Source organism: Nostoc commune NIES-4072 (assembly GCF_003113895.1).
GTDB classification, from domain to species: Bacteria; Cyanobacteriota; Cyanobacteriia; order Cyanobacteriales; family Nostocaceae; genus Nostoc; species Nostoc commune.
In genome coordinates, this window is sequence record NZ_BDUD01000001.1 from 1,817,221 (window position 1) to 1,831,925 (window position 14,705).

Here is a 14,705-nt window from a genome sequence, read left to right on the forward strand (position 1 = left end):
GGTTATTTTTCCTAAAATTGTGCGATTGTTTTTTAAGCCAATGGTGCGGACACCTCTTTCGCATTTCTCACAAAATTTGAAAAAAAAGGGGGCAAAAACTTAAAACCTGTATACACAATAAGCATTTTAGCACTTTATACCCAAAAGTATTGCCCTTAGAGGTAAGATGAGAAATCGCTGTCAGGTATGGAGCTACAGCCCCATACTGGACTATTATGCTGGGCTATTACTGATTTTGCATTATTAAAAAAGACGAGATGCTTAAAAAAAATTAACTTTTTAGCTTATCTGTAGAAAAGATGGCACTTTTCAACAAGAAGTTGATGAAGTTAAATTGTCAATCCAGAACCTAGAATTTCAAGGACTTAAAGAGTAACTTATGAGTGAAAAAACATTAAAGGTGATTGAAGTCAAGTTATTACCGAAAGGAGATTATATTTCGTCAGGATTTTCCACTATTCAGCCAGATTCCTATTTTCCCAATATAAGTTTAGGAAATAAATATGATTCTTTTTGGCTTTACTTGCGGCGGGATATTACTCATAACTGGTACGTGGATAAGCGAAAGCAGAATGTAGGATTTGTCAGCAGAGATGAAGCTCATATTTTATACAATACAGCCTTAAAATTTAAAGGGAAAAAAGCTTTAGAAATAGGTTGTTGGATGGGTTGGTCAGCTTGTCATTTGGCTCTAGGAGGAGTAGAGCTAGATGTCATCGATCCGATGCTATCCGAAGAATTATTTAATGAAAGCGTCACAGAGTCACTAAAGTCGGCAGGTGTTAAAGAATCTGTAAATCTAATACCAGGATGTAGCCCTGAAAAAGTAGAAGAAATTGCAAATAAATTTCAACGTAAATGGTCGTTGATATTTATAGATGGTAATCACGAAGCACCTGCACCGCTCAATGATACAATTATTTGCGAACAACTTGCAGAAGCAGATGCTTTAATTTTATTTCATGATTTGGCTTCTCCTGACGTAGGCCAAGGTTTGGACTACTTAAAAGAAAAAGGATGGAACACAATGGTGTATCAAACTATGCAAATTATGGGAGTTGCATGGCGGGGAAATGTTGAGCCTGTAATACATCAGCCAGATCCTAAAATTAACTGGCCCTTACCTCCACATTTACAAGGTTATTTTGTAAGTGGTTCAGTTCAAACTGCGGCGGAAGATAAATTTGCAGAAATTCTCAGAGCAGTTCGACCATATACTTTATTGAGTGAAAGAAAGTTATTCTCGCTTTATAGTCAGGCAAAACAACTATATTGTTATCTTTTTTGGCTGCCAAAAATGTTAAGACAAGCAATCGCTAGAAACAAACCTATCAAACACGACTAGCTTTAACAATTGCAATATTTGTCTCTCTACAGCAAATAAGCTATCACAAGCGGCTGGCTGTGTAGCTAATTTTATTGCTTAGTAGTCTAAAAGTGCATGAGTCATTTTTGAAGTGTAGTAAACAAAAAGCTCTGCCTTTAGTTGTTTCAAGAAGGCAGAGCTTAAGTAAGTGCATTTCTCGGCTAGAGTTAAGAAATGAGGTATAAGTTGTTTAAGTTTTGTTAGTCTAATTTCCGTCTATTTGGTTTTTTCCCACAATTCCAGTTGCTTCTAAAGCTAGCTCACCTGCTGTGTAGAGTCCAAGTGCTGTCATGCCTCCAGCCTGAGTCACTGCGCTGCCTGCATTATTCAAAGTTTTGATTGTCGCATGTTCAACTGTTTTTGTAATTTTCTTCCACCAACTTTTACCTCCTGTTATTTGTTCGCAACATTCATCTGATAAGTCTTCAAACAATTCTTCTTGGTTTTCAACTATCAGGCTTTTGTTTACAGACATAGTGAATTATTCTCCCAAATAAAGAAATACGAAAATTTCTTTTTTATGTTTTGAGCAAGAAAATAATATTTTTTCTTCCTCTGACTATTAATTAGATTAATCAAAAAGAATGTATATGCACAGACTTGACAATCCATATTTGGGAAGATAGCAAGCTTTATGACAATTTTTTTGCTCTTTTTTCAGTATTTATTATGAGCATTTTTCTTGTCTAAGTTTAGTAAGTAAATATATGGAATTTAATCCGTTATATAGCCTTTATTACTATAATTATCAAGCTTTTCAATATATAATATTTTTGATATGTTGAGATATAAATAATATTTATAAAAGAATCATAAATTATTTATAGCCTTGCAGGATTTGTTTAAAGTTATCAATAAATATTTCTAAGTTGTTTCTACCTATTTTCGCTGAAATTGATTTTCTAAGCAGGTATCAATTGTATGAAACGCTAGAGTGGCGTAGCTGCTGTGGGTTACAAACAAGACATTGGTTTTCGTTTTCGCATGTCTTTGGGTGGCGCGATCGCGTAGGGTGAGAAATCCCTCTGCGAACAATCGCCTTAATTAGTCTTGACTTAATATTTTGCCTTGTCCGTTATCGAAAACCTTCATCTTTGCGGTGATTTGGCGATCACAGCCCAAACTCTATGGTGAACCTGAAGAATTGGCGTAGGATATTTTGTTTCGAGTAATGTCGCCAATTCCTGATCAAATACTTCTACCAATTCTTGTGTCATACTGGCTCCCACGCCTGCACTAGCACGAATTCGCCCCCGCCAAGCTTCGTGTGTATAAGACACAAAGACATCGTAAGAAAATGTGCGGATTTCTCGGAATCCTCCTTCGCCAATGTCTTGTAACCACAAGGGATACATTCCATTACCACCATCCAAATTCCACGCTGGATTATGAGCCTTGATCAATTGTTCTGTTGCTTCAACGACATTACCTTTTAAGGGTATCCAATCAAAATGAGCGATCGCGAGCGAGCCATTTTTTCTCAATATCCGAGTAATTTCTTGGACAGCACGCGGACGATCAAACCAATGCCAACACTGTCCGGCTGTCACTACATCCGCACTTGCATCTGGTAACTCGGTATTCTCGGCAGTTGCGACTCGATAATCTACTTTGAGTTCGATAGATTCGCTTAACAGTCTCGCTTGTTCTAAAAGTGATGCTGATGGATCTATGCCAATGACATAAGCACCTCTATCGGCAAAGCCCCGCGCTAGTGTTCCTGTTCCTGTACCAAGGTCAACAATATTCTGCCCTGGTAAACCTATACCATATTCAGACAGTCTGTTAAATAATGAACTGGGAAAGCCAGCGCGGTGTTTTGCATAATCAGTAGCAGTTGCACCAAAATCAATATTCATACCTGCAAAACTATTCTTGTAACAATTGTTTTGGCTAAAAGTTCTCTACCCACGGACGTAGTTCTACTTCATAAGTCCAAGCACTACGGGGTTGGCGTAAAATGCTGAGATAAGTTTGAGCGATCGCATCTGGGTCAAGGGTACTATCAGGATTATCTGCTGGATCTTGGCGGACTGTGGAGCGGATTGCACCATCAATCACGAAATGCGCTACATGGATATTCTTTGGTGCTAATTCTCTAGCAATACTCTGAGCCAAACCGCGCAGTGCAAATTTACCCATTGCAAAGGGAGCAGACTCAGCATAACCCTTAACACTCGCTGAGGCTCCAGTAAAGAAGATAGCACCGCCACCAAGTTGCAAAAACCTTTTGGTAGCAGCTTGGGCAACGAGAAAGCCACCATAAGCAGTTACATCTAGGGTTTTTGCCACCTCACCAGGGTCTAGATCAACAAGAGGCCCCCGCACTCGGTAACTAGGATTGTAAACGACAATATTCGGGGAACCAATTTTATGATCAATATCAATAAATAACTGTTCTACTTCATCTGGGTTTGAGGCATCAGCAGCAAAACTAACTGCGCCAATTTCACTGCTCAATTGAGTCAGTTTTTCAATTTGGCGAGCCGCTAAAGCTACGGTGAATCCTTCTTTAGCAAATAGGCGGGCTAAAGATGCGCTTAGTCCACTACCTGCACCGACAATTAAAGCTGTTGTTGCCATATTTTAAACCTGTAGTGCTTATTCTGCCTAGCTTAGAGCTTTTCTTAATACTATTCGATTAAGACATTTATAGATTAAGAATTGAGCGTGACTGAAGATAACTCTGAATTGCCCTTAGTAGGACTTTGACCAATTTGCAGTACACAAACTGCGGCAATTAGACAGAGAATGCCTGATAAAATAAACGCTTGTAAATAACTACCCGTCCAAGTTCTCAACACTCCGGCTCCAAAGGCTGCTGTGGCTGCACCGAGCTGGTGTCCTGCGACAATCCAACCAAACATCACGCCGACATTTTCTTTACCAAAGACATTGGCAACAAGACGCACCGTCGGTGGTACAGTGGCAATCCAATCAAGTCCATAGAAGACGGCGAAAATGGAAAGTCCATAGAAGGAGAAGTTGAAACTGAAGGGCAAGAAAATCAAAGACAAACCCCGTAGTCCGTAGTACCAAAACAACAAGTAGCGATTGTTCCAGCGATCGGATAGCCAACCCGACATAGTAGTTCCAAAAAAATCGAATAGTCCCATGATTGCCAAAAGACCAGCAGCCTTGACTTCCGGGATACCGTGGTCAATACAAGCAGGAATCAAATGAGTTCCAATTAACCCATTTGTGCTAGCACCACAGATAAAAAAGCTACCAAATAACAGCCAGAAATCTCGATTACGCATTCCTACCCAAAGAGCGTTAAGGGTGGAAGTGATGGAATTTGCTCTAGGCTGTGATAATTCCACAGTTTCACTGTTATCGCCAAAGGGTCGCAAACCGACATCCGCCGGACGATCGCGCATAAAAGCTGCGATCGCTGGAATAATTAGAACTGCTGCACCAGTAAGAGCTAGAGCAGCAGTTCGCCATCCAAAGCGATCGGCTATTGAGGCCAGCATGGGCAGAAATACCAGTTGCCCCGTGGCAGTACTGGCGGTTAAGATGCCCAGAACTAGACCCCGCTTTTCCAAAAACCAGCGATTGACAACAATAGCACCCAAAACCAGGGCAATAACTCCGCTACCAGAACCGACAACTACACCCCACAGCAAAACTAGCTGCCAGGAAGCGGACATCAAAGTAGTTAAACCGACACCGAGAGCAATGACAGCAAGTGAGAACACCATCATCCGGCGAATGCCGATCCGCTCCATAACTGTAGCGGCAAAAGGGCCAATCAGTCCATAGAGTACTAAGTTAATGGAGATTGCCAAAGATATAGTTGCTCTACTCCAGCCAAACTCCTGTTCGAGAGGCACTATAAAAACTCCAGGAGCAGAACGAATTCCGGCTGCAACGAGCAAGGCTAGGAATGTTAAGCCAGCTACAATCCAGCCATAATGGAACGAACGACGCGCTAGGAAGGAGGGTAAGGACATGGTTGGGGCAGGGGGCAGGGGGAGCAGCTTCAAAGGTTCGTTGGCGAGTATAAAAGACTCATTCACGAGTATAAAAGACTCGTCGGCGAGTATCAAAGACTCATTCACGAGTATCAAAGACTCGTCAGCGAGTATCAAAGACTCGTCAGCGAGTATAAAAGACTCATTCACGAGTATCAAAGACTCGTCGGCGAGTATCAAAGACTCGTCAGCGAGTATAAAAGACTCATTCACGAGTATCAAAGACTCGTCGGCGAGTATCAAAGACTCGTCAGCGAGTATAAAAGACTCGTCGGCGAGTATCAAAGACTCATCCCCTATTCTCCATGCCCAATGCCCAATGCCCGATTCCCCATTTAAAGAAAACTACCCTTCATAAGGATTACCAATTCTGTCTACAGAGACGTTGGAAGAGAATGGCAAACGACCGGGATTTAAGCGTGGTTCGGCTGCATAGCCAACAGGAACTAAAACAGCGATCGCTAAATCTGGATTATTCTCAGCACCAATCACTTGTTTTACCTGATCCTCAATCCAACCGTTCATAAAACAAGTGGATAATCCTAGACTTTCTGCGGCTAACACCAAATGAGTAGCGGCAATGATGGCATCTTTGATCGCATATTCGCGTCGTTTGTCGCCTAGCCCAGCTTGAAATTGTGGGATGGCGCTTTTAAAGTAGTTTACCGTGCCTTCATTCCATGCCCCAGTTTCAGTTGCCCTCTCAAAAATTGGGGTTAAGTCTCGTTCGCCTACGTTAGGATCGGCGGCAAAGACGAAGGTTACAGGTGCTTGGACAATTTGCTGTTGATTCCACGATGCTGCTGATAGTGCTGCCTTTTGCGCCTCATCTTGCACGAGAATAATTTGCCAGTCCTGGATATTAAAGCTGCTGGGCGCTGCCACGGTTAACTCTACCAGTTGCTTGAGCAGTTCTGGGGCAATGGGGTCTGTTTTAAAAGTTTTGATGGAACGACGTTGAGCGATCGCACTCGGTACATCTAAAGCTTGAGTTTGGGTGATGGAACTCATGAGATTCTCCTGATAGTTGAGTTATGAAAGGGTTTCAAATTTTACTCTGCCTAGAGTGATTCAAGAGCATTAGAGAACAGAACACTGTTATGTGTTCTTCTCTAATTGACATCTATATTAACTGGGTTAGAGATGTGCTCGTGGATAATACGCCATTGTCCCTGTCGGTTCTCCCATACAAGTGTCGCATGAGCCGTAATTACAACCGCTTCTTTCGCAATAGTGGTTGCGCTACTTTGGAAGATCAAAGCAGAGACGGCAATGTTATCATTTGTCCAGATCCGAATATCTCCAACTGGTTTAACTTGCCACTGGGCTATTGCAACCATGAAAGGCTTCCAGACTTCCTCATAGGATTGCCATCCTTGAATTCGAGTAGTCTGTGGTGAGAGAGTATCGAAGGCGAGGAATTTTTCATCTTGCCAGTAGAGAGTATCTAAAACAGAAAAATCAAATGGTTTATTGCCTGGACTAAATGCAGCTAGCCAATCGTTAACGCGTTCTTTGATTTTCGCTTCTTCTAAAGTCTCTTTCATAGTTTATAACCAACTTGCACAACCATTTTACCGATGTTGGTATCCTGAAAAAAAGCGAGAATCTCCTCAGAGTGAGTGCGGAACCTGGGTTTTAATTATTCAGATGAGATAAATTAGGTGTTGACTACCTGCTCATTAGCAGATGACCAAAATGGATAATCTGTATATCCTTCTTCGCCGCCACCATAAAAGGTTGCTTGATTTGCTTCGTTTAGTGGTGCATTTAAAGCCAAGCGTCGGGGTAAATCTGGGTTTGATATAAATAATGTGCCAAAGGCAACTAAATCTGCTGCTTTGTTTGCCAGTACAGCATCGCCTTTTTCACGAGTATAACCACCATTGACGATGAGTGTACCTGTAAAGCGATCGCGTATATGACTAGTGGATACAATTATCCCGCCATGTCTGATGTCTGCATCTGTTGCTTCATAAATATGCAGATATGCCAAATTAAACTGGTTCAACGCTTGAGCCGCATAACCAAATGTCTCCAGGGGATTGGAGTCACCTATATCGTTAAAAGTCCCACTGGGAGACAAACGTACCCCGACTCGGTTAGAATCCCACACACTAGTTACTGCTTCTGTGACTTCTAACAGGAATCGGGTACGATTTTCAATGGAACCGCCATATTTATCTGTACGTTGATTGGTGCGATCGCGCAGAAACTGATCTATTAAATAACCATTAGCGCCGTGAATTTCCACCCCATCAAACCCAGCCGCTAGGGCATTTGCCGCTCCCTGACGATACTGTTCGACTATCTGCGGTATTTCCGAAGTTTCTAAAGCACGGGGAATTACAAAAGGTTTTGGCCCCTCATAAGTTGCGGCGTCACCTTTAGGAGCAATGGCAGAAGGTGCCACAGGTAAAGCTCCATTCGGTTGTAAGTCTGGATGAGAAATCCTGCCCACATGCCATAGTTGCAGAAAAATTCTCCCTCCCTGCTGATGTACGGTATCGGTTACTAACTTCCATCCCTCCACCTGTTCTGATGAATGAATTCCTGGTGTAGCAGGATAGCCCTGTCCTTCAGGAGTTACCTGTGTTGCTTCAGAAATAATCAGTCCGGCGGAAGCACGTTGGGCGTAGTAGGTAGCATTAAGTTGATATGGTACGTTTCCCTTACCTGCCCTGTTTCGGGTTAAGGGTGCCATTACTATTCGGTTAGGTAGTTCCAGATTCCCTAATTGGTAAGGAGAGAATAAGTTGATATCACTAGTCATTGGTTTTATCTCCGTCATTAGTCATTAGTCATTGGGCATTGGGCATGGGGCATTGGGCATTGGGCATTGGGCATTGGGCATTGATTATTTCTTCCCCTGCCTCCCCTGCTGCCTCATCCCCCACTCCCCACTTTGTACAGACGCGATTCATCGCGTCTCTCCCCACTCCCGCCCAAACTAAACAATCGACCGAATAAGGCCACCATCTACCCGCAAAGCTGCACCATTAGTTGCTGAAGCTACGGGGCTAGAAAGGTAAACTACGATCGCTGCTACTTCTTCATTAGTTGCAAAGCGTTTGATTAGGGAACTTGGACGCACATTTTGAAAAAACTCAGCCTCGACTTGGGCGCGATCAATACTACGTTCCTGCGCCAGGTTGGTGATAAACTTTTCAACTCCTTCTGAACGGGTTGGCCCAGGGAGGACGGAGTTTACCGTGACTCCAGTCCCCACAGTCATCTCTGCTAAACCTCGTGCAATGGCTAGCTGTGCTGTCTTAGTTGTGCCGTAGTGAATCATTTCTACGGGAATTTGAATCGCAGACTCGCTGGAGATAAAAATTATCCGTCCCCAGTTTTGCTCTAGCTGCTTTTGCAGATATTGCCGACTCAAACGGACTCCGCTAAGGACGTTAACCTCAAATATGTTTAACCAGTCTTTATCAGTAATATCAAAGGAGGTTTTTGGCTCGTAAATACCTAAATTGTTTATCAGGATATCAACGTGAGGAACCTCTTGAAAGACTTTTTCTATCCCTGATGCAGTACCTGTATCAGCAACAACACCAGAAACTTTCGCGTCGGGTGTAGAATGCTTAATTTTAGCGATCGCTTGAGCTACTCGTTCTTCAGTCCGACCGTTGATAATCACTGATGCACCCTCTTGAGCTAACCCAAGAGCGATCGCAAAACCAATACCTGCGGTTGAGCCACTCACCAGCGCGGATTTACCATGCAATTTCAAGTCCATTTCGCTCTTTCCCCGTTAGTTGAAACAGAATTTAGGAATTGGGAGTAGGGAATGGGGCATTGGTGATTGGGCACAAGAGAGGGGCATTGGTGATTGGGCACAAGAGACAGAGGGGAAGGAGGAAGGGTGCAGAGGAGAGGAATTTTCTCCCTACTCCCTACTCACCTACTCGCTTTCACTTAAATTAAAGATGCTGTGCTAAGGTCTTATTCAAGGTGGTTTTTGGAACTGCCCCTACGACAGTATCAACCTGGCGACCTCCCTTAAAAACCATCAGTGTCGGAATGCTGCGAATTCCATAGTGGCTGGCGACAGTAGGATTTTGATCTGTGTTCAGCTTCACAAATTTCACCTGTCCTTCGTATTCAGCAGCAACTTCATCGACGACTGGGCCCACCATCCGGCAAGGGCCACACCACGGGGCCCAAAAGTCCACTAAAACTGGAATCTCACTTTCTAAGACTTCTTGCTTGAATGTGGCTTCTGTGACATTTGTAATGGATGACATAAAATTGCCTTCCTAATTAATTCTATAATTCGATAATATCGAATAATAAAAATATATGCCACCTGATGAGATAATGCAACTATGAGATTTCTTTATCATCCAGATAGAAAAAATATTTCTTTACCGGGAGTGCTGTATGCATTGGGCGATCCAGTCCGGTTAGAGATTGTGCGACGGCTGGCGACTGAGGGGGAACAATGCTGTGCCAGTTTTGATTTTGCGATCGCTAAGTCTACTATGTCCAATCATTTTAAGATTTTGCGGGAGTCTGGGATAGTCTTTACACGGAAATCCGGGACACAGCACATTAACATCCTGCGGCGTGAAGATTTAGAGGTGCTGTTTCCAGGGTTACTGGATGCGATATTGAAAGCGGCTCAACCATTGCCTGTTAGTCCTGCGAGTACTAAACAAACAGCTTCAAGGATTTAAAAGCATGGGGCGACGCTGTTTAAGAATCTTCTCGTTTTTTAATTTGTGTTTCTAAATCAGCAAAGATATCATGTTGTTCTCGAAAAGCCCTTGGAGTGGGAGATAACCCTAAATCTGTAGAGAGTAAATCAATACCGTCGATAATTTTGGGTATCTGAGCTTGATCAACTTGCAGGCTAAGAAAGCATTTCTCCCTGTAATCTGGTCTTTCCTGAAATAGTGCGATCGCTCTTTTCAAAGGGCGTATAACCTGATATGCTTTTTCAGCCTTTTCAATTGATGCTTGAGGTATTGGAGATTGTAGCCTAAGAACTGCTAGATCGATTAAATCTCTTGCCTCAACGCTGTCATCTGCATAACGATCAGAATTTGACAGCAGCTTAGAGGTAAAACAGTCATTGGAGCTTAAGCAGGGAACGAGTGACCAGTTTAGATATCTTGGTGGGTCTAGTTGAAAACGAGTTTCGGCAATAATTTCCGTTTTAATCGGTATATTATCCACAAAAACTATCATCCGAATTCCATATTGGTCAGTTGTGCTACGTCCAACTTGAATTTTACTTAAATCACGAAATAATGCTTCATGCCCACCCTCAAATACCACTGTCCGCAGGTATTTGTAGCCTTCTGTACTAACAGAAGCTATAAAATCAACGTCCTTACTCCAGCGATATTCTTCAAACTCAAATGCAAGAAGGGTTCCGCCACCGAAGTAAGCAGAACCCTTCCTAAGTATTTCAGAATCTAAAGATTCAAGAACTGTGAGAATTTGATTATGGTGTTCTAACCTGAAGGTCATAAACAAACTTGCAACCAGGATTTATAGCGTCTAGCTAGTTCCTGAACAAAATTGAGTTCTTCACCTTCAAGATTATTAAATAGATTATGATACTGCCAGCCACGCTCATAGCGACTCAGCATTTGTTCTGAAGTAAACCGATATACATCGGCAGTCTGCCAACAAATCGACTCCAGAAAAGGCAGCTTTTTGGGGACAGTAACAGGATTAATTGTGGGTGTTGCGGTTGTCATAGCTCTTTTAATCAACCACTTTCGGCTTATTTTTATTTAGATTAGCACTGTGGATATCCACATTTAATTTTATTCTAACTATAAATTATCCGAACTGGGATAAACTCTTCCTTTCCAAGCGCCGCCGCGCCCTTGCCAATGACGGAGTGCTGAGTCTAGAGTCATTAAAGTATAGAGAAAAGCGATCGCAGGTAAACTAAAGGCTAACCAAGGAGAACATTTATAAAAGCGGATCGTTGGGTAGTAAGCTAACGACATTAACAACCATCCTAATAAACCTGTAAGTGCGATCGCCCAATTACCCCAAATTGCACCCAGAACTACACACATCGGTGCAACTAGATAAATCAGAGGCATTCCTACTAAAGTTCCCAATAGTAGTAATGGAGAATAATTTAGTTGGGTATAAGCAGTACGAGCAACCATATCCCAAATTGTCGCCAGCGAGTTATATGGACGTAAACTGCGAGTCAAGTTACTCAATCCTAGCCAGATACGCCCTTGATTGGGGATTGGGGATTGGGGATTGGGGATTGGGTATTGGGAAAACTCTTCCCTAGTCCCCAGTCCCCAGTTCCCAGTCCCTCTCTTAACAGCTTGAGCTAGGGCGCAATCGTCGATTAAAGCTTGGCGAATGACTTGAATTCCTCCGATTCGCTCTAAAGCTTCACGGGCGATTAAAATAGATCCCCCTGCGGCGGCGGCTGTGGGATTGTTGGGATTATTTACCCAGCGAAACGGATAGAGTTTTTGAAAGAAAAACACGAAAGCTGGAATCAAAAGTTTTTCCCAAAAGCTTTCACACCTGAGCCGCACCATTACCGAAACCAAATCTAAATCTTCTTGCACAGCTTTAGCAACGAGTCGCCGAAGATTACTAGGATCGTGTTCGATATCTGCGTCGGTCAGCAAAAAATAGTCAGGTGCGAATTTACTAGCGCTGTTTATACCTTGCTCAACTGCCCAAAGTTTGCCCGACCAACCAAAAGGCAGTGAAACGCCAGAGATAATATGCAATTGTTGGGGTTTACCTACAGCGTGTGCAACTCCTTCGGCAAAATTTGCTGTTTGGTCTGTGCTGCGATCGTCTACTAAAAATACGTTGAAAGAACCAGGATAGTCTTGGAGTAGGAGCGATCGCAGCGTCGTTGGTAGCAATTCGGCTTCGTTACGGGCTGGAACCACGGCACAAACCACAGGTAACGATTGTAGCTGAGTTTCTGTAACCTCTAATTGCTGGTCTGTCCGCCAAAACTGTCCCCAAAAACACAGTAATCCTAACCAAATTGTCAAGGATAACAGCATCAATCCTAATACAATTACATCCATGACCTATTGCAAATTTTCAGTGACTCAGACAGAATACTATGTCTACTAAATAAAGAAAAATTTTTTCATCATAATATTGCCGTGTTCATAATTAGTGTTGGTGTTGAGGTTAAATAGGGTTTGATGCAAACACAAGACAGGGTAAAAGTCAATCAAGTTGCAACGGCGATCGCAGCCAGTCAAAAATATTTGCTTTCGATTCAAAATCCCGCCGGTTACTGGTGGGCAGAGTTACAATCTAATGTCACCATTACTGCTGAAGTCGTCCTTTTGCATAAGATTTGGGGAACAGACCACGGTAGACCTTTACACAAAGTTGCAGCATACCTGCGTCAAGAGCAACGGCAGCATGGCGGCTGGGAACTTTACTACGGTGATGGTGGAGAACTTAGCACCTCGGTTGAAGCCTACATGGCGCTAAGACTGCTAGGTGTACCAGCAACCGATCCGGCGATGATTAGAGCGAGAGCCTTTATTCTCCAACGGGGTGGGATCAGCAAAACTCGGATTTTTACCAAGTTGCACCTAGCCTTGATTGGCTGCTACAACTGGCGCGGTATTCCCTCGCTACCACCTTGGATAATGTTGTTGCCAAAAGCTTTCCCAGTTAATATCTACGAAATGTCTAGTTGGGCACGTTCTAGTACTGTGCCGTTGTTGATTGTGTGCGATCGCAAACCTATTTTTATCACCGATCCAACTATCAACCTAGATGAACTGTACGCTGAAGGCGTTGATCAAGTCCGGTGGGAATTACCCCAAGCTGGCGATTGGACAGATTTATTCCTCACCCTTGATCAGGGGTTCAAGTTTGCAGAAAGTCTAAATTTAGTTCCCTTTCGCCAAGAAGGCATCAAAGCCGCCGAAAAATGGATTTTAGAGCGCCAAGAAGCCACAGGTGACTGGGGTGGGATTATTCCGGCGATGTTGAATTCAATGCTGGCTTTGCGGTGTCTGAATTATGACCGAAACGATCCCATTGTGGAACGAGGTTTGCAAGCAATTGATAACTTTGTCATTGAAACAGAGGATAGCTATCGGGTTCAACCCTGTGTTTCACCCGTCTGGGATACAGCTTGGGCGATGCGTGCTTTAGTAGAATCTGGCTTTGCACCAGATCATCCCGCCGTGGTGCAAGCTGGAGAATGGTTGTTGCAAAAACAAATTTTAGATTACGGAGATTGGGCTGTAAAAAATCGTCAGGGAAAACCAGGGGCTTGGGCGTTTGAGTTTGACAATCGCTTTTATCCCGATGTAGACGACTCGGCTGTGGTGGTGATGGCACTACATTTGGCGAAACTTCCCAATGAAGAAATTAAGCAGGCTGCGATCGCACGGGCGTTAAACTGGATTGCATCTATGCAATGTAAACCAGGCGGCTGGGCTGCATTCGATTTGGATAATGATCAAGATTGGCTTAACTCCATCCCTTATGGCGACTTGAAAGCGATGATTGATCCAAATACCGCAGATGTTACGGCTAGAGTCGTAGAAATGCTGGGTGCTTGTGATTTGTCAATTGATAGTGATAATTTAGAGCGATCGCTTACTTATCTTCACAGCGAACAAGAAACCGAAGGCTGTTGGTTTGGTCGTTGGGGTGTAAATTATATCTACGGCACCAGTGGTGTTTTATCAGCTTTGGCGTTAATTGCTCCTCAAAGGCATAAACTCAGTATAGAACGAGGAGCAGCTTGGTTGGTTGGATGTCAAAACCGAGATGGGGGTTGGGGTGAGACTTGCCGCAGCTATAACGATCCCAGTCTTAAAGGAAAAGGAAATAGTACTGCATCTCAAACCGCTTGGGCTTTAATTGGCCTCTTGGCAGCAGGTGAAGCAACTGGTAAATTAGCTCTTGAAGTCATTGAGCGAGGAATTAGCTATCTCGTGGCAACTCAACAACCCGATGGTACTTGGTTTGAGGCTGACTTTACAGGTACTGGCTTTCCTTGCCATTTTTATCTCAAGTATCATCTGTATCAACAATACTTTCCTTTAATCGCTCTAGGTCGCTATCAAGCACTGATTCAAAAAGGTTAAGAGTAATTTATTGAAAGCAAGGGGAAACTCCATTCCCGGCTTCGTCTCGCTACGCTAACGTAGATGTACGAGGTTGTTTTCCTCGTTGCTCTACGGTGTACACACCTAACTTTTCACGTTATGTGGAAAAGTTCACGAAAACCTAACCCCCTAAACCTCTTCCCGACACAGGAAGGGGGAAAAATTCAAAGTCTCTCTCCTTTTAGGAGAGAGATTTAGAGAGAGGTTTTTCTGCAATGCCATTGCAGGTCAAGAGACTTGTGTGTATAAAGCGTA

At 43.2% G+C, this 14,705-nt stretch carries 16 protein-coding genes; 3 read left to right on the forward strand and 13 right to left on the reverse strand.

All coding sequences use genetic code 11. The features are described from left to right. Positions 1 to 379 precede the first annotated feature (379 nt). A complete protein-coding gene (locus CDC33_RS08175; protein ID WP_109008065.1) occupies positions 380 to 1,345 on the forward strand; it encodes a class I SAM-dependent methyltransferase in 966 nt (321 codons plus the stop codon). A gap of 226 nt (positions 1,346 to 1,571) precedes the next feature. On the opposite strand, the gene CDC33_RS08180 is transcribed toward CDC33_RS08175, so the two are convergent. From CDC33_RS08180 to trxA, 10 genes are all read right to left on the reverse strand, one after another. Next, positions 1,572 to 1,841: a calponin homology domain-containing protein gene (locus CDC33_RS08180; RefSeq protein ID WP_109008066.1), complete on the reverse strand. Its 270-nt coding sequence runs from the start codon at positions 1,839 to 1,841 to the stop codon at positions 1,572 to 1,574. A 613-nt stretch (positions 1,842 to 2,454) separates the two neighbouring features. Beyond that, entirely contained in the window at positions 2,455 to 3,225 is a 771-nt protein-coding gene (locus CDC33_RS08185; protein ID WP_109008067.1) for a class I SAM-dependent methyltransferase, read from the reverse strand. Between the two features lie 34 nt (positions 3,226 to 3,259). Then, complete coding sequence (locus CDC33_RS08190) at positions 3,260 to 3,949, reverse strand: SDR family NAD(P)-dependent oxidoreductase (RefSeq protein ID WP_109008068.1); 690 nt, start codon at positions 3,947 to 3,949, stop codon at positions 3,260 to 3,262. Positions 3,950 to 4,023: 74 nt separating this feature from the next. Continuing rightward, positions 4,024 to 5,388 carry an MFS transporter gene (locus tag CDC33_RS08195; RefSeq protein ID WP_244919173.1) on the reverse strand — a complete coding sequence of 455 codons (1,365 nt, stop codon included), beginning with the start codon at positions 5,386 to 5,388 and terminating at the stop codon, positions 4,024 to 4,026. 300 nt (positions 5,389 to 5,688) lie between these two features. Further along, entirely contained in the window at positions 5,689 to 6,354 is a 666-nt protein-coding gene (locus CDC33_RS08205) for a nitroreductase family protein (RefSeq protein ID WP_109008070.1), read from the reverse strand. A 101-nt stretch (positions 6,355 to 6,455) separates the two neighbouring features. Beyond that, positions 6,456 to 6,890, reverse strand: a complete 435-nt coding sequence (locus CDC33_RS08210) for a YybH family protein (protein WP_109008071.1) — start codon at positions 6,888 to 6,890, stop codon at positions 6,456 to 6,458. A gap of 113 nt (positions 6,891 to 7,003) precedes the next feature. Beyond that, positions 7,004 to 8,116 (reverse strand): alkene reductase, encoded by a 1,113-nt coding sequence (locus CDC33_RS08215; protein WP_109008072.1) that lies wholly within the window; start codon positions 8,114 to 8,116, stop codon positions 7,004 to 7,006. A 28-nt stretch (positions 8,117 to 8,144) separates the two neighbouring features. Further along, on the reverse strand, positions 8,145 to 8,267 hold the full coding sequence (locus tag CDC33_RS41160) for a hypothetical protein (protein WP_280524398.1): 123 nt from the start codon (positions 8,265 to 8,267) through the stop codon (positions 8,145 to 8,147). Between the two features lie 26 nt (positions 8,268 to 8,293). Next, positions 8,294 to 9,088: an SDR family NAD(P)-dependent oxidoreductase gene (locus CDC33_RS08225; protein ID WP_109008074.1), complete on the reverse strand. Its 795-nt coding sequence runs from the start codon at positions 9,086 to 9,088 to the stop codon at positions 8,294 to 8,296. A gap of 184 nt (positions 9,089 to 9,272) precedes the next feature. Continuing rightward, the gene (trxA, locus tag CDC33_RS08235; protein WP_012412473.1) at positions 9,273 to 9,596 is read right to left on the reverse strand and encodes a thioredoxin; all 324 of its coding nucleotides are present in this window, start codon (positions 9,594 to 9,596) and stop codon (positions 9,273 to 9,275) included. A gap of 81 nt (positions 9,597 to 9,677) precedes the next feature. On the opposite strand from trxA, the gene CDC33_RS08240 reads away from it, so the two are divergent. Continuing rightward, complete coding sequence (locus CDC33_RS08240) at positions 9,678 to 10,028, forward strand: ArsR/SmtB family transcription factor (protein WP_109008076.1); 351 nt, start codon at positions 9,678 to 9,680, stop codon at positions 10,026 to 10,028. Between the two features lie 19 nt (positions 10,029 to 10,047). On the opposite strand, the gene CDC33_RS08245 is transcribed toward CDC33_RS08240, so the two are convergent. The 3 genes from CDC33_RS08245 to CDC33_RS08255 form a co-directional block, all read right to left on the reverse strand. Beyond that, the gene (locus CDC33_RS08245) at positions 10,048 to 10,827 is read right to left on the reverse strand and encodes a nucleotidyl transferase AbiEii/AbiGii toxin family protein (protein WP_109008077.1); all 780 of its coding nucleotides are present in this window, start codon (positions 10,825 to 10,827) and stop codon (positions 10,048 to 10,050) included. Continuing rightward, the gene (locus tag CDC33_RS08250) at positions 10,824 to 11,060 is read right to left on the reverse strand and encodes a hypothetical protein (RefSeq protein WP_109008078.1); all 237 of its coding nucleotides are present in this window, start codon (positions 11,058 to 11,060) and stop codon (positions 10,824 to 10,826) included. The genes CDC33_RS08245 and CDC33_RS08250 overlap by 4 nt, the downstream gene beginning before the upstream one ends. Before the next feature lie 78 nt (positions 11,061 to 11,138). Next, positions 11,139 to 12,389 (reverse strand): glycosyltransferase, encoded by a 1,251-nt coding sequence (locus tag CDC33_RS08255; protein WP_109008079.1) that lies wholly within the window; start codon positions 12,387 to 12,389, stop codon positions 11,139 to 11,141. Between the two features lie 123 nt (positions 12,390 to 12,512). On the opposite strand from CDC33_RS08255, the gene shc reads away from it, so the two are divergent. After that, on the forward strand, positions 12,513 to 14,429 hold the full coding sequence (shc, locus tag CDC33_RS08260; protein WP_109008080.1) for a squalene--hopene cyclase: 1,917 nt from the start codon (positions 12,513 to 12,515) through the stop codon (positions 14,427 to 14,429). The last annotated feature ends 276 nt before the right edge of the window (positions 14,430 to 14,705 follow it).